Raw genomic sequence first — 19,487 nt, forward strand, 5'->3', positions numbered from 1 at the left:
GGGGTCGCACTCGCGATTCCGGCCTGCGTTTCAGACCATTCCCACCCCAGCCAAGGCTTGGCACACTAGGCGCTTCGTTCATCCCAGAGGAAGGGCCGCGGCCCTGTACCGATGTACTACTACGAACCCGCCCTAGGCCACGGCCTGCCCCATGACCCCTTCAACGCCATCGTCGGTCCCCGCCCCATCGGCTGGATCTCCTCCCATGATCGCGACGGCCACCTGAACCTGGCGCCTTACAGTTTCTTCAACGCCTTCAACTACATCCCACCGATCATCGGCTTCTGCAGCGTCGGTCGCAAAGACAGCCTGAACAACATCGAACAGACGGGCGAGTTCGTCTGGAACCTGGCCACCCGTCCTTTGGCCGAGCAGATGAACCAGAGCTGTGCAGCGGTCGCGGCCGACGTCGATGAGTTTGACCTGAGCGGCCTGACACCCGCCGCCTCGAAGGTGGTGAGCGTGCCGCGTGTGGGCGAAAGCCCGGTGAACTTCGAGTGCAAGGTCACGCAGATCGTGCAGCTCAAGCGCGCCGACCAAGCGCTGGTGCCCAGCTGGTTGATCCTGGGCGAAGTGGTCGCCGTGCACATCGCCGAGCACCTGCTCAAGGACGGTCTCTATGACACCGCTGCCGCCGAGCCTATCCTGCGTGGCGGCGGCCCGGCGGACTACTTCGAACTGGGCAAGCTGTTCCAGATGCGTCGCCCACAGGCCTGATCACCAGATCAGTTCACCCGCGTCATCGACGCCCTGCAGGCGCTCCAGTTCAGCGCTGGCGGCCGCATCGGTCGCCACTGCCGAAGCCAGTACCTGACCCTCGAGGATCTTGTGAAAACGCGGTGCACCGCCGCCGTTCAGGGCTTTCACCGCGATTGCCGGGTGATAGCCACCGCCCTCGGCTGGAACCATCGCCGAAACGGCTTCGAAACCTGGGAATTCTCTGCGTGCCATTACTGCCCTCCAGCAGTCGATCGAAGGGCGCGATTCTACTGCAAGCGCAAGACCGATGTGGTCAGTCGAAGGTATGCAAGTCCATGCTTGCCACCACCCGCTCCTGCACCAGGTCGCCGAACAGCGTGAGTGTGGGCGAGGCGAAGTAGCGACTCATGGCCTGCTGGTCCTGCCAACTGCCGGTGAGCAGCCAGAGGTCGGCATCGGCCTGCGAGCGCTGCACGCTGAAGGCCAGGCAGCCGGGGCTGCGCTGCGAAGGCTCGAGCAGATCGCGCAGGCGCATGCCGAGTTCTGCCGAGCGGCCGCGGCTGGCACGGATGAAAGCCAAGTGGGTGACCGGTTGCTGCAGGGTCATGATCGATCTCCTTGAAAGCCGGCGAGACGGGAAAGCCAGGCTGCCAAGATTAGGATCCGCCCGATGCGGGGCGTTAGGCCAAAACTGCCGGTCGATTGCCTGATCCTGTCAGCGTGCAGGATCAGGCAATCGACCGGCAGTATCCGGCTAGCGCTTGGCGTTGCCCAAACCTATGCTGGCCCCGTCCCTGAAGGAATTCGACCATGACCACAGCCCTCGCCGCCCTCGATCCGACCCTGGAGCGCCAGCGTCAGGAACTCGCTGACCTGATCCTGCGGCACGCCGGCGATCCTCATGGACCGCCCTCGGCCATCGAGCAGTTGTACCTGTCACGCTACACCGACAACATCCGCTCCAAGCCCGGACTGGCGCTGCCCGCGCTGTGCGTGATGGCCCAGGGCAGCAAGAGCCTGTTCCTGGGGGATCAGCAGTATGCCTACGACCCCCTGCACTACATGGTGGTGTCGGTGGCCATGCCGATCAGTCGGGTGCGCCTGGACGCCAGCCCGCAACAGCCGGTGCTGGGCCTGCGCATTGACCTGGACGCCGCCGAGATCAGCCAGTTGATCGCCGAAAGCGGCCCGATGCTGGTGCCCAACGTGCAGTCCGGGCTCGGGCTGTACGTGGAGCGCACCGACCCGTCGCTGCTCGATGCTCTGCTGCGCTTGGTGCGCCTGCTCGACACCCCGCGTGATATCCCGATGCTTGCTCCGTTGTTTCGCCGCGAGATCCTTTATCGTCTGCTGCGCGGCCCGCAGGGGCATCGGCTGTACGAAATCGCCCTGGCCAACAGCCAGACGCACCGGGTGAGCCAGGCGATCACCTGGCTCAACCAGCATTTTCACTTACCGCTGCGCATCGAGGAGTTGGCCCGGGAAGTGAACCTGAGTACCTCGACCTTGCATCATCGGTTCAAGGCCGTGACCTCCATGAGCCCGCTGCAGTATCAAAAGCAACTGCGCCTGCAGGAGGCGCGGCGGCTGATGATCAACGATGGCCTGGAGGCCGCGGTGGCAGGTTACCGAGTGGGCTATGAAAGCCCTTCGCAGTTCAGCCGCGAGTACAGCCGGCTCTACGGCGCACCGCCGATCCGCGACATGGCGCGCTTGCGCTCGGGTGCCAGCTAGCGGCGAATCAGTAACCGACGGTGAAACGCTGACGCGAATGGGCCGGCTTCTCCAGTTCGTCGATCAGGGCGATGGCATAGTCGGCGAAGGTGATCCAGCTCCTGCCGTCGGCGCCGATCAGCAGATGGTCCAGGCCCAAGGTGTAGCGCCCGCTGCGCTCGCCTTCGACGAATTCGGCCGAGGGCGAGAGGAAGGTCCAGTCCAGCTCCGACGCTTGGCGCAGTGCGTCGAGAAAGCGTACCCCGGCACTCGCTTCGGCCTTGTAGGCGTCCGGAAAGTCAGGGCTGTCGATCACCCGTTGCCCGGACGGCAGCAGCAAACTACCGGCACCGCCGACCACCAGCAGGCGCTTGACCCCGGCGCGCTTGACCGGGCCGATGATTGCCTGGGGTTCGAGGGTGGAGAAATGCGCGGCACTCAACACCGCATCGACGCCGCTGACGGCCGCTTGCAGTGCGTCACCGTCTTTGGCGTCCAGCGCCTTGACCGTGACGCCTGGACGTCCTTGCAGCGATGACGGGTCGCGGGCGATGGCGACCACCTGATGGCCCCGGCGCACGGCCTCTTCCAGCAACTGGCTGCCGGCGCGGCCGGTGGCACCGATGATTGCGATCTTGCTCATGGGAAACACTCCATCAAGGTTGTAAGGGGTTACCACTTCATTTCACCTTTCGCGACCTTGGCGCTGAGCTCGAGCGAGCTTTCATCGGCCAGGTTCGGATAGCGCTGCTTCATGGCTGCGATCAGCGCCGCCGCATCGGCAGCCTTGGCGGTTTCGCTGTCGAAGGCGCGGATGTAATCGGCCGTGAAGCGCACGGCCTCCAGCGAGCGACTGCCCTGTCCCAGGTAATGGCCAGGGATCACCGTACGGGGCGTCAGGTGCTCGATGCGCGCCAAGGTCGCCAGCCAGTCGGTGTGGGATTGGGCTGACTGGGTGTCGGCCATCCACACATGGATGCCCTCGGACACCACCACACCGCCGACCACCGCTTTGATCGAAGGAATCCACACGAAGCTACGGTCCGGCTGCGGCCCATCCAGGCCCATCACTTGCAAGGTCTGACCTTCCAGTTCCAGGCGATCGCCTTGCAGCACGTGCGGCACGATCAGTTTCGCAGGCTTGTCGTTGCCCATCTGCGGACCCCAGTAAGCGAGCTTGGCTTCTCGGGTCTGGCGGATGTGCGCAACGGTAGCGGCGGAGGCTACCACCTTGGCCTTGGGGAAGGCGCGCGTCAGGGTGTCGAGACCGAAGTAGTAGTCCGGATCGCCATGGCTGATGTAGATGGTGGTCAGGCGCTTACCGCTGGCGCGCAGTCGCTGCACCACCTGCTCGGCCTGCGACTTGCCGAATTGGGCGTCGATCAGCACCGCGTCGTGTGCACCGCTGACGATCACCGAGCTGACCGGAAACAGTCCATCGTGGCCGGGGTTGTAGACGTCCAGTTGCAGGGCTGGTCCGGCCTGGGCGTACCCAGTCAAGGCGGCGCAGGCCAACAGCAGGGCGCGGAGGGAGGAAAGAACGGACATGCGAAGATCCTGTGACTGAGAAGGATTGCGCACAGCTTAGTTGCCCAATTCGTTACAAAAAATGCGATGCTTGGACATAGTTTGTTTCTGAAATCGAGCGAATCATGGACCGTCTTACCGCCATGCGGGTGTTCGTCAATGTCGTCGATCTCGGCAGCCAATCGGCGGCTGCGGAGTATTTGCAACTGTCCAGGCCGGTCGTCTCGCGCTACCTGGCCGAACTGGAGACCTGGGTCGGCGCCCGCCTGATGCAACGCACCACGCGCAAGCTGAGCCTGACGGCGGCGGGCCAGGATACCCTGCCGCGCTGTCGGCAAATGCTGGAGTTGGCGGGGGATCTGCAAAGCGCCGTGCGTCAGCCCGACGAAGCCCCCCGTGGCGAGCTGCGCATCAGCGTCAGTACCTCGTTCGGCTACGCGCAACTGGCCGACGCAGTCGCCGACTATGTGCAGCGCTATCCCGGGGTGAAGGTGGAACTGCAGATGCTCGACCGTACGGTCAATCTGATCGAAGAGCGCATCGACCTGGCCATCCGCACCAGCAATGACCTGGACCCCAACCTGATCGCACGACGCCTGACCGTCTGCCGCTCGGTGGTCTGCGCCAGCCCCGCCTATCTCAGCGCCCACGGCGTACCCCAGCAGGTCGAGGATCTGGCTGCGCACAATTGCCTGACCCATGCCTACTTCGGCCATGGTGTGTGGCATTTCGAGGTGAACGGGGAGTCGGTGGCGGTGCCCGTGCAAGGCAACATCAGCGCCAACGAGGCACTGACCTTGCAGCGGGCGGCGCAGGCGGGTGCGGGCATCGCCATGCTGCCGACCTATCAGGCCGCCTCGGCCTTACGCAGCGGCGAACTGGTCAACGTGCTGCCCCAGGCGCGTCCACGTGAGCTGAACCTGCATGCGGTGTACACCTCGCGCAAGCACATGCCGGCGACCTTGCGCAGCATGCTGGACTTCCTTGCGCAACGCTTCGGCGACGACTCGGAATGGGACTGCGACTGAGCTGAATACAGGATCATTCAGCAGGAGTGGCAGTGCTCATCTGACCTATGCTTGCAGGTATCCCTGTAAGCATTGCAGGAGGTCGACAAGATGGGCATCAAATCCAGACGCTGCGTCATCGTCCTGGCCCTGGTGGCCGTGGCCGGGCTTTACGCCTCGGCCTGTTGGCGCGTCGAACGGCTGCGCAGCCAGCCCGCTAGCGCAGCCAGTTGCAGCCACGCACACTGCATACCGCACACCGCGACCTTGAGCGCTCTCAGGTAACGCGGCAGTTGCCGCTCACTCCTCGACGCTCATGTACTCCTTGGCCCAGCGGATGTAATCCTCGGGCTGCGTATAGGTGTGCGAAAGCTCGGTGGCGCTGAGGTTCTCGGACTTGTTCTGCTGACCGCGCTGCAGGCGCAGGCAGTCGTAGGTCGCCTTGATGGCAGCGAAGTACGCCGCGTGACCGTCCACCACGATGCGCACGCCCAGGCGCGCCAGGCGCTCGTCGTCGCGCAGATTGGGGTTGCCGTAGCTGACCAGCATCAGCGGCACGCTCAGGTGCTGGCTGATCTGCTCCAGTTGCTCGAAATCCTTCACGCCAACCATGCAGATGCCATCGGCACCCGCCTTCTGGTAGCTCTGGGTGCGGAAGATGATTTCTTCGGTGCTCAGTACCCCGGCATTGGTACGGGCGATGATCGACAGCGAGGTGTCGACCCGCGCTTCGAGCGCCGCACGAATCTTGCCAACGCCCTCTTCCACGGAAATCAGGTCGGTGGACTTGCGACCGAATTGGGCCGGCAGCAGGGTGTCCTCGATGGTCAGCGCAGCGACACCGGCACGCTCCAGTTCAGTGACCGTGCGCATCACATTCAACGCATTGCCGTAGCCGTGGTCGGCGTCGGCCAGTACTGGCAGTTGAGCGACGCGGCCGATGCGGGTGGCCTGCTCGACGAATTCGCTGAGGGTGATGAGGGCGAAGTCAGGCGCGGCCAGTACCTGCAACGAGGCGACGGAACCACCGAGGATGCCGACCTCGAAGCCCAGGTCGGCGGCGATGCGCGCAGACATGGGATCGAACACGGACGCTGTGTGATAGCACGAACCTGAGGCGAGGAGTTCGCGAAAGGCAAAACGCAGATCTTGGTGGGACGCTTTGGGCATGGTCACTCCGCATGAAGATGGAATTCGAACTGGCTGACTACCGACTCCTGCCGGGAAACACGTTGCCGGGTGTGGCAATGATCACAGGCACCATGCAGAGAGTGGAATAGACGGCGTGGGAATACGGCGATGCGGAAACCTGGAGCAATGTGCACCAAATGGGTGCAATCCAGTGTATTTCGGCTGCTTTGATCACCCACGATATCACGCTGCCCTGATACTCCGGGTGAAAGCAGGTATGCCGATCGCGCATAGGCGATGCAGGTAGTACATAGGAAGCTACCTAACTCAGGTTACACTTTGCGACACGCTCGCCACGGCCCCGCACTTTTCATGAAGGCTGGCGACGCGCTTTTCTTCATCACCCGACCAGAAGGTGTGAACCGTGACCGCCGCCCTGCCCCCCGCCGTCTTGCGCAGCGTGCTCAGCGCGCTGATGCTGGCGATTCTTCTCGGTGCCCTGGACCAGACCATCGTCGCTGTCTCCCTGCCCGCCATTTCCGCGCAGTTCAACGACGTGGGCCTGCTGGCCTGGGTGATTTCCGGCTACATGGTGGCCATGACCGTGGCGGTGCCCATCTACGGCAAGCTCGGCGACCTGTATGGTCGGCGCCGGATGATCCTCACCGGTACCGCCGTGTTCACCCTGGCCTCGATCGGCTGTGCCCTGGCGCAGAACATGGAGCAACTGGTGCTGGCGCGCGTGCTGCAAGGCATCGGCGCAGGCGGCATGGTCTCGGTGAGCCAGGCGATCATTGGCGACTTCGTGCCGCCACGTGAACGCGGGCGCTATCAAGGCTACTTCAGCAGCATGTATGCGCTGGCCAGCGTGGCTGGCCCGGTGCTGGGCGGCTGGCTCACCGCGTATCTGTCGTGGCGCTGGGTGTTCTGGATCAACCTGCCGCTGGGCGTGTGCGCCTGGTGGGTGATCCGCCGCGCGTTGCAGGGAATGCCGGTCAGACGGCGGCAGGCGCAGGTCGACTACCTCGGCGCGCTGTTGCTGACCGTCGGGCTGGGCAGCCTGCTGCTGGGCATCACCCTGGTCGGCCAGGGCGCAGCCTGGACCGCACCGGCGGTGCTGGCCCTGTTCGGCTGCGCAGCGCTGGGCGTGTCACTGTTCATCGCCCATGAACGGCGCTGCCCTGAGCCGCTGTTGCCCTTGAAACTGTTCGGCAATCGGGTGGCGGTGTTGTGCTGGTGCGTGATTTTCTTCGCCAGCTTCCAGTCGATTTCTTTAACCATGCTCATGCCGCTGCGCTTGCAGAGCATCACTGGGGCCGGGGCCGACGGCGCAGCACTGCATCTATTGCCTCTGGCCATGGGACTGCCGATGGGGGCGTTCACCGGCGGCCGCCTGACCAGCCTCACCGGGCGCTATAAACCGCAGATTCTGGCTGGCGCGGTACTGATGCCGCTGGCGATCGTCGGCATGGCCCTGACCGCGCCGCAGTCAGTCTGGCTGAGCGGAACGTTCATGCTGCTGACCGGCATCGCCTGCGGATTGCAGTTTCCCACTTCGCTGGTGGGCACGCAGAGCGCGGTGGACATCAAGGACATCGGCGTGGCCACCAGCACCACCAATCTGTTCCGCTCGTTAGGCGGTGCAATGGGCGTAGCCTGCATGTCCAGCCTGTTGCTGGCGCTGTTGCAGGTCGGCGGATTGCACAGCGTCGGTAATCCTTTGCTCGGCAGCCTCCAAGGTAGCGTGGCCGATGCGTCGAATCAGGCGCACCTGACGCAGACATTCAGCTATCTGCTGCTGGCCAGTGCAGGGGTCGCGGTGCTGGGGCTGGTCGCGGCGCTGGTATTGCCGGATCGACAGCTGCGCGGTCATGACTGAGAGCGCATCAGGATCGATAATCTCCCGTTAATCCTGCGGGGAAAGACTTCTTCACAAACCTTCACAAAGTCTTATTTGCGCAGCGCGGGGCTCAAGCGCAGCATATCCAGCCCTGCATCGACCCATTTGTCCGCATCGCGCAACAGCTCGAAGCTGTCCGGCAGTAGCAGCCAGCGCCCGATCAGACCGTCGATGTAGGCAAACATGGCGATGGCCGCCCGCTCGGTATCCAGATCGACGGGTAACTGGCCGCGCCGAGCGGCATTGGCCAAGGTTCTGCTGATGCCATCGTGGCATTCGGCGACAGCCTGCTGCCGTTGCTGGCGGATTTCACACATTTCATCGGTGAACTCGCACTTGTGATGCAAGATCTCATTGATGCGCCGGGTCCGGGCGTCGAGCACCAGCTCGCTGAACACTTGCACCAGCAGTTTGCGCATGCAGCCGAGCGGGTCGGGTTCGTCCTCGCTCTCGCCAGCGCGTGCCAGGTGGTCATGGGTTTCGTGCAGGCTGTCGAGCAGCGCCTGCACCAGGTCGGCTTTGTTGCTGAAGTGCCAGTAGATCGCACCGCGGGTCACGCCGGCGATCTCGGCGATATCGGCCAGAGTGGTACGAGCGACGCCACGCTTGTAGAAGGCGCGCTCGGCCGCGTCGATGATCTGCGCGCGAGTCTCCTGTGCTTCCTCTTTGGTACGACGAACCATGGCAGCTCAACCTCATCAGAACCCCACGCGATGGGCGCGCGGGTTGTACCGGGCGCGCCTCTGCAGGGCGGGTCCCGAATGCATTGATTACGTATTGCGGTAGTAGCCTGATACCACCACCGCGCTATTTACAAACAACCATGAATGTAAGTATATTCGTTAGTAAGCTACTTATCCACCGAATAGCGTTTTTTCTGACAATACTCTTCCACTATTCTTGAGCTCCCCCTGCTCCTGCGACCCGAGGATCCTCATGCACTTCAAGCCAGCCGTTACCGCCCTGGTATCCGCCGTCGCCTTGGCCACCCTGCTCAGTGGCTGCAAGAAAGAAGAGGCCCCGCCTGCCGCGCAGACGCCTCAGGTCGGCGTCGTCACCTTGCAGCCCCAAGCCTTTACCCTGACATCGGAACTGCCGGGGCGTACCAGCGCCTACCGCGTGGCCGAAGTTCGGCCACAGGTCAACGGCATCATTCTCAAGCGCCTATTCAAGGAAGGCAGCGACGTCAAGGAAGGGCAGCAGCTCTACCAGATCGACCCTGCGGTGTACGAAGCCAACCTGGGCAATGCCCAGGCCAACCTGCAGGCCACGCGCTCGCTGGCCGGGCGCTACAAGCAGTTGATCGATGAACAGGCGGTGTCCAAGCAGGAGTACGACGACGCCAACGCCAAGCGTCTGCAGGCCGAGGCCACGCTCAAGAGCGCGCAGATCGACCTGCGCTACACCAAGGTACTGGCGCCGATCAGCGGCCGCATCGGTCGCTCGGCGGTCACTGAAGGCGCGCTGGTGAGCAATGGCCAGAGCAACGCCCTGGCCACTATCCAGCAACTCGACCCGATCTACGTCGACGTTACCCAGTCCACCGCCGAACTGCTCAAGCTGCGCCGCGACCTGGAGAGCGGGCAGTTGCAGAAAGCCGGCGAGAACGCCGCCAAGGTCCAGCTGATTCTCGAAGATGGCAGCACGTTCGCGCGCGAAGGTCGCCTGGAGTTTTCCGAGGTCTCGGTCGACGAGTCCACCGGTTCCGTGACCCTGCGCGCCGTCTTCCCCAACCCGGACCACACGCTGCTGCCAGGCATGTTCGTGCATGCGCGCCTGCAGGCTGGGGTCAACGCCAATGCGATCCTGGCGCCCCAGCAAGGGGTGACCCGCGACCTCAAGGGCGCGGCCACCGCGTTGGTGGTGAACCAGGACAACAAGGTCGAACTGCGCCAGCTCAAAGCGACCCGCACCTTGGGCAACGAGTGGTTGGTCGAGGACGGCCTGAAGGCGGGTGACCGCCTGATCACCGAAGGTCTGCAGTACGTGCGTCCAGGTGCCGAGGTCAAGGTCAGCGAGGCCACCAACGTCAAGAAGCCGGGCAGCCCTGACCAGCCCAACTCGGCGAAAGCAGACGCCAAAGCGGAGTAAACCATGTCGAAGTTCTTTATCGATCGCCCGATCTTCGCCTGGGTGATCGCCTTGGTGATCATGCTGGTCGGGGCCCTGGCAATCCTCAAGCTGCCGATCAACCAGTATCCCAGCATCGCGCCGCCGGCCATCGCCATCGCCGTGACCTACCCGGGCGCCTCCGCGCAGACCGTGCAGGACACCGTGGTGCAGGTCATCGAGCAGCAGCTCAACGGTATCGACAACCTGCGTTACGTGTCCTCGGAGAGCAACTCCGACGGCAGCATGACCATCACCGCGACGTTCGAGCAAGGCACCAACGCCGACACGGCGCAGGTCCAGGTGCAGAACAAGCTGAACCTGGCCACGCCCCTGCTGCCACAGGAAGTACAACAGCAAGGTATCCGCGTCACCAAGGCGGTGAAGAACTTCCTGCTGGTGATCGGCCTGGTGTCCGAAGACGGCAGCATGACCAAGGACGACCTTGCCAACTACATCGTTTCCAACATGCAGGACCCGATCTCGCGTACCGCCGGTGTCGGTGACTTCCAGGTGTTCGGTGCACAGTACGCCATGCGTATCTGGCTCGACCCGGCCAAGCTCAACAAATACCAGTTGACCCCGGTGGACGTGCGCACGGCCGTGACCGCGCAGAACGTCCAGGTGTCCTCAGGGCAACTGGGCGGCCTGCCTGCCATGCCTGGCACCCAGCTCAACGCGACCATCATCGGCAAGACCCGCCTGCAGACCGCCGAGCAGTTCGAGAAGATCCTGCTGAAGGTCAACAACGACGGTTCGCAGGTGCGCCTGGGTGACGTGGCCAAGGTTGGCCTGGGCGGCGAAAACTATGCCGTCAGCGCCCAGTTCAACGGCAAGCCGGCCTCCGGACTGGCAGTCAAGCTGGCTACTGGCGCAAATGCCCTGGATACCGCCAAGGCGCTGCGCAAGACCGTGCAGGACCTGGAGCCTTTCTTCCCGCCAGGGGTCAAGGCGGTGTTCCCGTATGACACCACCCCGGTGGTCACCGAATCGATCAGCGGCGTGATCCACACCCTGATCGAAGCGGTGGTGCTGGTGTTCCTGGTGATGTACCTGTTCCTGCAGAACTTCCGCGCCACCATCATCACCACGATGACCGTACCGGTGGTCCTGCTGGGCACCTTCGGCATCCTTGCCGCCGCAGGTTTCAGCATCAACACCCTGACCATGTTCGCCATGGTGCTGGCCATCGGCTTGCTGGTGGACGACGCCATCGTCGTGGTGGAAAACGTCGAGCGGGTGATGTCCGAGGAAGGGTTGCCGCCCAAGGAGGCGACCAAACGCTCGATGGAGCAGATCCAGGGTGCCCTGGTGGGTATCGCCCTGGTGCTGTCGGCGGTACTGCTGCCCATGGCCTTCTTCGGCGGTTCCACCGGGGTGATCTACCGGCAGTTCTCCATCACCATCGTCTCGGCCATGGGCCTGTCGGTGCTGGTGGCACTGGTCTTCACCCCGGCGCTGTGCGCAACCATGCTCAAGCCGCTGAAAAAAGGCGAGCACCATACCGCCAAGGGTGGATTCTTCGGTTGGTTCAACCGCAACTTCGATCGCAGCGTACAAGGCTATGAACGCAGCGTCGGCGGCATCCTGCGCAACAAGATCCCGTTCCTACTGGCCTACGTATTGATCGTGGTGGGCATGATCTGGCTGTTCATGCGCATCCCCACCGCATTCCTGCCCGAAGAAGACCAGGGCGTGCTGTTCGCCCAGGTGCAGACGCCGGCCGGCTCCAGTGCCGAGCGCACCCAGGCGGTGGTCGACCAGATGCGCGAGTACCTGCTCAAGGACGAAGCCGACACCGTGTCGTCGGTGTTCACCGTGACCGGCTTCAACTTCGCCGGCCGCGGCCAGAGCTCGGGCATGGCCTTCATCATGCTCAAGCCCTGGGGCGAGCGCTCGTCGGAGAACAGCGTCTTCAACCTGTCGACCCGTGCGCAGCAGCACTTCTTCGGCTTCCGCGATGCGATGGTATTCGCCTTCGCCCCGCCTGCGGTACTGGAGCTGGGTAACGCAACCGGCTTCGACGTCTTCCTTCAGGACCGTGCTGGTGTCGGCCACGAGAAACTCATGGAAGCGCGCAACCAGTTCCTCGCCAAGGCCTCGCAGAGCAAGATCCTGGCCGGGGTACGCCCGAATGGCCTGAACGATGAACCGCAGTACCAACTGATCGTCGACGACGAACGCGCCAGCGCTTTGGGCGTGACCATCGCCGACATCAACAACACCCTGTCGATCGCCCTCGGCGGCAGCTACGTCAACGACTTCATCGATCGCGGTCGGGTCAAGAAGGTGTACATCCAGGGTGAAGCCAATGCCCGCATGAGCCCGGAAGACCTGCAGAAGTGGTACGTGCGCAACGGCAAGGGCGAAATGGTGCCGTTCTCCTCCTTCGCCAAGGGTGAATGGACCTACGGCTCGCCGAAACTCTCGCGCTACAACGGCGTGGAAGCGGTCGAGGTGCTCGGTGCACCGGCGCCCGGCTACAGCACCGGTGAGGCGATGGCCGAGGTCGAACGCATCATTGGCGAGCTGCCAAGCGGTGTGGGCTTCTCCTGGACCGGCATGTCCTACGAGGAAAAACTCTCTGGCTCGCAGATGCCCGCGCTGTTCGCCCTGTCGCTGCTGTTCGTGTTCCTCTGCCTGGCAGCGCTGTACGAAAGCTGGTCGATTCCGATCGCCGTGGTCCTGGTCGTGCCCCTGGGCATCATCGGTGCGCTGATCGCCACCAGCTTGCGCGGCCTCTCCAACGACGTCTACTTCCTGGTCGGCCTGCTGACCACGATCGGCCTGGCGGCGAAGAACGCCATCCTGATCGTCGAGTTCGCCAAGGAGCTGCACGAACAGGGCAAGAGCCTGTACGACGCGGCAATCGAGGCGTGCCGCATGCGTCTGCGCCCGATCATCATGACCTCGCTGGCGTTCATCCTCGGCGTGGTACCGTTGACCATCGCCAGCGGCGCAGGCTCGGGCAGCCAGCATGCCATCGGTACCGGCGTGATCGGCGGCATGATCAGCGCAACCGTGCTGGCGATCTTCTGGGTACCGCTATTCTTCGTCGCAGTGTCGTCGCTGTTCGGCAGCAAAGAGCCGGAACACGACTTCACCCCTGAAACTCCACGTAATGAGGCTGGGCAATGACCAAGTCTTTGCTGTCCCTGACAGTCACCGCGTTCATTCTCGGCGGCTGCTCGCTGATTCCCGATTACAAGACCCCGGACGCTCCGGTGCCCGCGCAATGGCCGCAAGGCCCGGCCTACTCGCCGACCGAGTCGGCCGACGTGGCCGCCGCCGAGCAGGGCTGGCGCCAGTTCTTCAACGACCCGGCGCTGCAGAAGCTGATCCAGACCGCGCTGGTCAACAACCGCGACCTGCGCGTGGCGGCGTTGAACATCGACGCCTACCGTGCGCAGTACCGCATCCAGCGCGCCGACCTGTTCCCGGCGGTGTCGGCCACCGGCAGCGGCAGTCGCCAGCGGGTGCCAGCGGACATGTCGCAGACTGGCAGCTCGAACATCAACAGCCAGTACTCGGCGACCCTCGGGGTCAGCGCTTACGAGCTGGACCTGTTCGGCCGCGTACGCAGCCTCAGCGAGCAGGCCCTGGAAATCTACCTGTCCAGCGAACAGGCACGGCGCTCCACGCAAATCAGCCTGGTGGCCAGCGTGGCCAATGCCTACTACACCTGGCAGGCCGATAAGGCGCTGCTGGTGCTGACCCAGGACACGCTGAAGAACTACGAAGAAAGCTTCAACCTGACCCGTCGCAGCAACGAGGTGGGGGTGGCGTCAGCGCTCGACCTGAGCCAGGCGCGCACCGCCGTCGAAGGCGCACGGGTCAAGCTGTCGCAGTACCAACGCCTGGTGGCGCAGGACCTCAACAGCCTGACCGTGCTGCTGGGTACCGGCGTGCCGAGCGATCTGCCGGCTCCACTCAAGCTCGATGCCGACCAGCTCGCCCAAGTGCCGGCAGGCCTGCCGTCGGACCTGTTGCAACGCCGTCCTGACATCCAGGAAGCCGAGCACCAGCTCAAGGCCGCCAACGCCAACATCGGCGCGGCGCGCGCGGCGTTCTTCCCGAGCATCAGCCTGACCGCCAATGCTGGCACCCTGAGTCCGGACATGGGCGGCCTGTTCAAGGGCGGCTCGGGCACCTGGCTGTTCCAGCCGCAAATCAACCTGCCAATCTTCAACGCCGGCAGCCTGCGCGCCAGCCTGGACTACTCGAAGATCCAGAAGGACATCAACGTCGCCAAGTACGAAAAGACCATTCAGACGGCCTTCCAGGAAGTCTCCGATGGCCTGGCGGCACGCAAGACCTTCGAGGAACAGTTGCAGGCCCAGCGCGATCTGGTGGCCGCCAACCAGGACTACTACCGCTTGGCCGAGCGCCGCTACCGCATCGGTATCGACAGCAACCTGACCTTCCTCGACGCCCAGCGCAACCTGTTCAGTGCCCAGCAGTCGCTGATCAGCGATCGTCTGTCGCAGTTGACCAGCGAGGTCAACCTGTACAAGGCCTTGGGCGGTGGCTGGTACGAGCGCACCGGTCAGGCCAATCAACAGGCTTCGATGCAGGCGCCCAAGGGCTGAGTGATCAGCCTTCGACACAGAGCCCACCCTTGCGGTGGGCTTTTTGTTGCCCGGTTGTCAGCGACCGCCTGCCGCCTGTGACAGCGGTTCGCCGCAGCGCTGTCTGCGCGTCGACGCCCTGACGCGCTGGAGCGCAACAATACGTTCGATTACCGCCCCATTCCGCTCGACACGAATTGCCTGGCGCCAAGCCCATCACGCACCATCGGCTACGCAACGTTGCACAAGTTCTCAAGAAAAGCGTCGACCTATGGGCACTCCCGTAGGGCCTCGGCTCGCCCAATAAAAACAAGAGATCCAAGACAGATGAGCATTCTGCAACCTGCACGCCCGTTGCTGCCGGGCCTTCTGGCCCTGTCCTGCACCCTGCCCGCCTTCGCTGACGACGGCGGTTTCGCAGAGGATGCCAAGGCCACTCTCAACCTGCGCAACTTCTACATCAACCGCAATTTCGTCGATCCGGCCAGAGCTCAGGGCAAGGCCGAGGAATGGACGCAAAGCTTCATCCTCGATGCCCGCTCGGGCTTCACCCAAGGAACCGTCGGCTTCGGTGTCGATGTGCTGGGGCTGTACTCGCTCAAACTCGATGGCGGCAAGGGCACGGCCGGTACGCAGTTGCTGCCCGTGCACGACGATGGCCGCCCGGCGGATGACTTCGGTCGCCTGGGCGTGGCGCTGAAGGCGCGGGTTTCGCAAACCGAACTCAAAGTCGGTGAGTGGATGCCGGTATTGCCGATCCTGCGTTCGGACGACGGCCGCTCGCTGCCGCAGACGTTCCGCGGCGGTCAGATCACCTCCAAGGAGATCGCCGGCCTGACCCTCTACGGCGGCCAGTTCCGCGGCAACAGCCCGCGCAATGATGCCAGCATGGAGGATATGGCGCTGTTCAGCCGCCCAGGCTTCACCTCCGACCGCTTCAACTTCGCCGGCGGCGAGTACAGCTTCAACGACAAGCGCACCCAGGTCGGGCTGTGGCATGCCCAGCTCAAGGACATCTACCAGCAGCAGTACCTCAACCTGATCCACAGCCAACCCCTGGGCGACTGGACCCTGGGCGCCAACCTGGGCTACTTCATCGGCAAGGACGACGGCGCCGCTCGCGCCGGCAGTCTGGACAACCGCACGGCGTCGGCGATGCTCTCGGCGCGCTACCAGGGCCACACGTTCTATGTCGGCCTGCAGAAGGTAAGCGGCGACACCGAGTGGATGCGGGTCAACGGCACCAGCGGGGGCACCCTGGCCAACGACAGTTACAACGCCAGCTTCGACAATGCCAAGGAGCGCTCCTGGCAGGTCCGTCACGACTTCAACTTCGCCACCGTCGGGATCCCTGGGCTGACCCTGATGAACCGCTACATCAAAGGCGACAACGTACAGACCGGCACGGTCACCGATGGCAAGGAATGGGCGCGGGAAACCGAGCTGGCCTACGTCATCCAGTCCGGCACTTTCAAGGACCTCTCGCTGCGCTGGCGTAACTCCAGCATGCGCCGTGACTTCAACACCAACTCGTTCGACGAGAACCGTCTGATCCTCAACTATCCGTTGAGCCTGCTCTGACAGGCGTGAAATCGCTACAGCGAGTCGCAAGCAGGCTATTCTGATGGGCAGCACTCACTTGTCCGAAAGGTGACAAGGGACCCTGCCCTGATGGAGGCACAACCATGAAGACCCTCGTCGAACACCTGAGTCAGTACGCGGCCTACCACCGTGACCCGCGCAACATCACCACCCACTTCGTCGGCATTCCGCTGATCGTGCTCGCGGTCAGCATCCTGTTGTCCAGGCCCGGCTGGAGCGTGGCGGGCCTCTGGTTGTCTCCGGCATTGCTGGTCGCGGCGGCGTCGGTGTGGTTCTACTTGCGCCTGGACCTGCGCTGGGGGCTGCTCATGGGCGCGTTGCTGGGGCTGTGCCTGTGGGCAGGGCAATGGCTGGCGCAACAGCAGACCGGCCTGTGGCTGAGCATTGGCCTGGGCCTGTTCGTGGTGGGCTGGATGATCCAGTTCATCGGCCACGCCTACGAAGGACGCAAGCCAGCCTTCGTCGACGACCTGAGCGGCCTGATCATCGGGCCGCTGTTCGTGGTGGCGGAATTGGCCTTCATGCTCGGGATGTGCCCCGACCTGAAACGCGCCGTGGAGGCCAATGCCGGGCCGGTGGCGATACGCCGCAAACCCGCAGCGGCGTAACCGTTCAATGGCGTCGGCTGGCAAGCACGCAAGGCCGACGTTGCGCCCTACTCGCGCGATTCGACGCCCAGCTCGTCCCACACCGACTCGGCCAGGTGGAACGTGGCATTGGCCGCCGGAATGCCGCAGTAGATCGCGCTCTGCATCAGCACTTCCTTGATTTCCTCACGGGTCACGCCGTTGTTGGCGGCCGCGCGCAGGTGCAGCTTGAGTTCGTCATTGCGGTTCATGCCGATGAGCATGGCGATGGTGATCAGGCTGCGGGTGTGGCGCGGCAGCCCTGGGCGGGTCCAAATGTCGCCCCAGGCGTGCCGGGTGATCATTTCCTGGAACTCGCCGTTGAAGTCGTTGAGCTTTTCCAGACTGCGGTCCACGTGGGCGTCGCCCAGCACCGCGCGGCGCACGTGCATGCCGGCGTCGTAGCGTTGTTTTTCGTCCATCGGGCGCTCCTCAGCGGGCCAGCAGAAAGTCGAGCACGCGCCGGCTGAACGGCTCGCCGACCTCGACGTTGGACAGGTGCGCGGCCTGGAAGCCAGCGTATTGCGCGCCCGCGACATGCGCCTGGATGAATTGCCCGCCCGACGGTGGCGTGACCGCATCGGCTTCGCCGGAAATCACCAGCAGCGGCACCTTGATGGCGCCCAACTGGTCACGGAAATCGGCATCGCGCACGGCCGCGCAATTGGCCGCATACCCTTGCGGCGAGGTGCTGGCCAGCATCTCGGTGATGCGTGAAACCTGCTCGGCATGGGCCGCCGACCACGCCGGCGTGAACCACCGCTCAATGGAGGCATCGCGCAGGCCACGCATGGCGACCGCGCCGTCTCGTAGCACCGTTTCGATGCGCGGGTTCCAGGTGTCCGGCGAGCCGATCTTCGCCGCCGTATTGCACACCACCAGGCGCAGCAGGCGCTCACCGGCGTGAATGCCCAGCCACTGGCCGATCAACCCGCCCATCGACAGGCCGCAGAAGTGCGCGCGCTGGATGTTCAGGCCATCGAGCAAGGCCAGCACATCATGGCCCAGTTGTTCGATGCTGTACGGGCCTTCGGTGACCTGCGAGTCGCCGTGGCCGCGGGTGTCGTAGCGCAGCACGCGAAAATGCGGGGTCCACAACGGCATCTGGGTGTCCCACATGTGCAGGTCGGTGCCCAGCGAGTTGGACAACACCAGCACCGGGGCATGCTCGGGGCCGTCGAGTCGGTAGTTCAGTACGCCATCGGGCAGTTGCAAATGCGCCACAGCGGTCTCCTTCAGACAGTCAAACGTTGATGTTCAGCCACCGCGCGCGCCACCCAGACGCGGGCCTGACCGAGGTAGTGGGCGGGATCGAGCAAACGGTCGAGTTCTTCGTCGCTGAGCTGCTCGGTCACCTGGCGCTCATCGCCGAGCACGGCGCGCAGGGGGCGCCCCTCGGCCACGGCGCGCTGGCAGCACTGTTCCAGCAGATGGTGGGCGGTATCGCGCCCCAGGCGTTGCGCCAGCACGATGCTCACCGCCTCGGCCAGCACCAGACCTTGGGTCAGTTCCAGGTTGCGGCCCATGCGCTCGGCGTCCACCTCCATGCCCTCGGCGATCAGCCGTGCCTGCTGCAGCGCGCCAGACACCAGGCAGCAGATCTCCGGCAGGGTTTCCCACTCGGCATGCCACAAGCCAAGGCTACGCTCGTGCTCCTGGGGCATGGCGGCGAACAGCGTCGAGAGCAGGCCGGGCACGCGGGTCGCGGCGCCGATCAACACCGCCGCGCCTACTGGATTGCGCTTGTGCGGCATGGTCGAGGAGCCGCCTTTGCCGGGCGCCGAAGGCTCGAACAGTTCACCGGCCTCGGTCTGCATCAGCAGGCTGACGTCGCGGCCGAACTTACCCAGGCTGCCGGCGATCAGGCCCAGCACCGAGGCGAACTCCACCAGCCGATCGCGCTGGGTGTGCCAAGGCTGTTCGGGCAAATTCAGGCGAAGTTGCGCGGCCAGCGCTTCGGCCACCGGCAGCGCCTTGCTGCCCAGCGCGGCCAGGCTGCCGGAGGCGCCACCAAACTGCAGGCAAGTCAGGCGCGGGCGCAGTTCGCGCAGGCGCTGGCGGTGACGCGTCAGCGCACCCAGGACACCGGCCAGTTTCATGCCCAGGGTCACAGGCGTTGCATGCTGCAGCCAGGTGCGCCCCACCAGCGGCGTATCGGCATGCTGCAGGGCCTGCCGGGCCAGGGCCTCGGCCAACCCAGCCAGCTCGACTTCGATCAGGTCCAGCGCGTCACGCAATTGCAGCACCAGGCCAGTGTCCATGGCGTCCTGGCTGGTGGCGCCTAAGTGGACGTAACGCTCGGCCTCGGGCACACCGCTGGCGACCACTTTGCCCAGCGCCTTGACCAACGGAATGGCCGAATTGCCAGCCACCGCGATGGCCTGGGCCAGGGCCTGGACATCGTAGCGCTCGGCCTTGCACGCGGCTTCGATGGCCGGCACCGCCGTGTGCGGTACCAGCCCGACACTCGCCTCGGCGCGGGCCAGGGCCGCCTCGAAATCGAGCATGCCCTGTAGCCGGCCACGGTCGGAGAAAATCGCGCGCATCGCCGGGGTGGTGAAGTAAAGATCGAACAGCTGGTTATCCGCCTGACTCATCGAAACGC

At 64.2% G+C, this 19,487-nt stretch carries 19 protein-coding genes; 10 read left to right on the top strand and 9 right to left on the bottom strand.

Annotated elements, in window-relative coordinates:
- The first annotated feature begins 111 nt into the window (after positions 1-111).
- Positions 112-717, top strand: a complete 606-nt coding sequence (locus Q6A47_RS07020; RefSeq protein WP_304483696.1) for a flavin reductase family protein — start codon at positions 112-114, stop codon at positions 715-717.
- On the opposite strand, the gene Q6A47_RS07025 is transcribed toward Q6A47_RS07020, so the two are convergent.
- Together Q6A47_RS07025 and Q6A47_RS07030 are read right to left on the bottom strand one after the other, a co-directional pair.
- Complete coding sequence (locus Q6A47_RS07025; protein ID WP_039579645.1) at positions 718-951, bottom strand: hypothetical protein; 234 nt, start codon at positions 949-951, stop codon at positions 718-720.
- A gap of 61 nt (positions 952-1,012) precedes the next feature.
- A complete protein-coding gene (locus Q6A47_RS07030) occupies positions 1,013-1,306 on the bottom strand; it encodes a putative quinol monooxygenase (protein ID WP_029615039.1) in 294 nt (97 codons plus the stop codon).
- A 203-nt stretch (positions 1,307-1,509) separates the two neighbouring features.
- On the opposite strand from Q6A47_RS07030, the gene Q6A47_RS07035 reads away from it, so the two are divergent.
- A complete protein-coding gene (locus tag Q6A47_RS07035) occupies positions 1,510-2,433 on the top strand; it encodes an AraC family transcriptional regulator (protein WP_039579648.1) in 924 nt (307 codons plus the stop codon).
- A 7-nt stretch (positions 2,434-2,440) separates the two neighbouring features.
- Here Q6A47_RS07035 and Q6A47_RS07040 read toward each other — a convergent pair whose 3' ends face one another.
- Entirely contained in the window at positions 2,441-3,055 is a 615-nt protein-coding gene (locus Q6A47_RS07040; protein WP_029612883.1) for an NAD(P)-dependent oxidoreductase, read from the bottom strand.
- 29 nt (positions 3,056-3,084) lie between these two features.
- The gene (locus Q6A47_RS07045; protein WP_304483697.1) at positions 3,085-3,960 is read right to left on the bottom strand and encodes an MBL fold metallo-hydrolase; all 876 of its coding nucleotides are present in this window, start codon (positions 3,958-3,960) and stop codon (positions 3,085-3,087) included.
- Between the two features lie 104 nt (positions 3,961-4,064).
- Here Q6A47_RS07045 and Q6A47_RS07050 point away from each other — a divergent pair, with 104 nt between their 5' ends.
- Both Q6A47_RS07050 and Q6A47_RS07055 read left to right on the top strand, forming a co-directional pair.
- Positions 4,065-4,967 carry a LysR family transcriptional regulator gene (locus Q6A47_RS07050; protein ID WP_304483698.1) on the top strand — a complete coding sequence of 301 codons (903 nt, stop codon included), beginning with the start codon at positions 4,065-4,067 and terminating at the stop codon, positions 4,965-4,967.
- Between the two features lie 90 nt (positions 4,968-5,057).
- A complete protein-coding gene (locus tag Q6A47_RS07055; RefSeq protein ID WP_304483699.1) occupies positions 5,058-5,231 on the top strand; it encodes a hypothetical protein in 174 nt (57 codons plus the stop codon).
- Between the two features lie 15 nt (positions 5,232-5,246).
- Here Q6A47_RS07055 and Q6A47_RS07060 read toward each other — a convergent pair whose 3' ends face one another.
- Positions 5,247-6,116 carry an isocitrate lyase/PEP mutase family protein gene (locus Q6A47_RS07060; RefSeq protein WP_039579656.1) on the bottom strand — a complete coding sequence of 290 codons (870 nt, stop codon included), beginning with the start codon at positions 6,114-6,116 and terminating at the stop codon, positions 5,247-5,249.
- Between the two features lie 385 nt (positions 6,117-6,501).
- Here Q6A47_RS07060 and Q6A47_RS07065 point away from each other — a divergent pair, with 385 nt between their 5' ends.
- Positions 6,502-7,956: an MDR family MFS transporter gene (locus Q6A47_RS07065; protein WP_304483700.1), complete on the top strand. Its 1,455-nt coding sequence runs from the start codon at positions 6,502-6,504 to the stop codon at positions 7,954-7,956.
- 71 nt (positions 7,957-8,027) lie between these two features.
- Here the strand turns inward: Q6A47_RS07065 and Q6A47_RS07070 are convergent, their stop codons facing one another.
- Positions 8,028-8,660, bottom strand: coding sequence for a TetR family transcriptional regulator (locus tag Q6A47_RS07070; RefSeq protein ID WP_029612890.1), 633 nt, complete (start codon positions 8,658-8,660; stop codon positions 8,028-8,030).
- A 253-nt stretch (positions 8,661-8,913) separates the two neighbouring features.
- On the opposite strand from Q6A47_RS07070, the gene Q6A47_RS07075 reads away from it, so the two are divergent.
- The 5 genes from Q6A47_RS07075 to Q6A47_RS07095 all read left to right on the top strand — a co-directional run bounded on the left by Q6A47_RS07075 (position 8,914) and on the right by Q6A47_RS07095 (position 16,864).
- The gene (locus Q6A47_RS07075; RefSeq protein ID WP_039579661.1) at positions 8,914-10,068 is read left to right on the top strand and encodes an efflux RND transporter periplasmic adaptor subunit; all 1,155 of its coding nucleotides are present in this window, start codon (positions 8,914-8,916) and stop codon (positions 10,066-10,068) included.
- Between the two features lie 3 nt (positions 10,069-10,071).
- On the top strand, positions 10,072-13,224 hold the full coding sequence (ttgB, locus tag Q6A47_RS07080) for a multidrug efflux RND transporter permease subunit TtgB (protein WP_304483701.1): 3,153 nt from the start codon (positions 10,072-10,074) through the stop codon (positions 13,222-13,224).
- The gene (locus Q6A47_RS07085; protein WP_039579666.1) at positions 13,221-14,675 is read left to right on the top strand and encodes an AdeC/AdeK/OprM family multidrug efflux complex outer membrane factor; all 1,455 of its coding nucleotides are present in this window, start codon (positions 13,221-13,223) and stop codon (positions 14,673-14,675) included. The genes ttgB and Q6A47_RS07085 overlap by 4 nt, the downstream gene beginning before the upstream one ends.
- 306 nt (positions 14,676-14,981) lie before the next feature.
- Positions 14,982-16,235: an OprD family porin gene (locus Q6A47_RS07090; RefSeq protein WP_304483702.1), complete on the top strand. Its 1,254-nt coding sequence runs from the start codon at positions 14,982-14,984 to the stop codon at positions 16,233-16,235.
- A gap of 104 nt (positions 16,236-16,339) precedes the next feature.
- Positions 16,340-16,864, top strand: coding sequence for an Mpo1 family 2-hydroxy fatty acid dioxygenase (locus Q6A47_RS07095; RefSeq protein ID WP_304483703.1), 525 nt, complete (start codon positions 16,340-16,342; stop codon positions 16,862-16,864).
- 47 nt (positions 16,865-16,911) lie between these two features.
- On the opposite strand, the gene pcaC is transcribed toward Q6A47_RS07095, so the two are convergent.
- From pcaC to Q6A47_RS07110, 3 genes are read right to left on the bottom strand one after another with little or no spacing between them, the layout of a single operon-like run.
- Positions 16,912-17,304 carry a 4-carboxymuconolactone decarboxylase gene (pcaC, locus tag Q6A47_RS07100; protein WP_116888925.1) on the bottom strand — a complete coding sequence of 131 codons (393 nt, stop codon included), beginning with the start codon at positions 17,302-17,304 and terminating at the stop codon, positions 16,912-16,914.
- A gap of 10 nt (positions 17,305-17,314) precedes the next feature.
- Positions 17,315-18,106, bottom strand: a complete 792-nt coding sequence (gene pcaD / locus Q6A47_RS07105) for a 3-oxoadipate enol-lactonase (RefSeq protein WP_304483705.1) — start codon at positions 18,104-18,106, stop codon at positions 17,315-17,317.
- Between the two features lie 11 nt (positions 18,107-18,117).
- On the bottom strand, positions 18,118-19,479 hold the full coding sequence (locus tag Q6A47_RS07110) for a 3-carboxy-cis,cis-muconate cycloisomerase (protein WP_304483707.1): 1,362 nt from the start codon (positions 19,477-19,479) through the stop codon (positions 18,118-18,120).
- Between the last annotated feature and the right edge of the window lie 8 nt (positions 19,480-19,487).

Origin of the sequence: Pseudomonas boreofloridensis, assembly GCF_030580795.1 — a bacterium.
Lineage (GTDB): Bacteria > Pseudomonadota > Gammaproteobacteria > Pseudomonadales > Pseudomonadaceae > Aquipseudomonas > Aquipseudomonas boreofloridensis.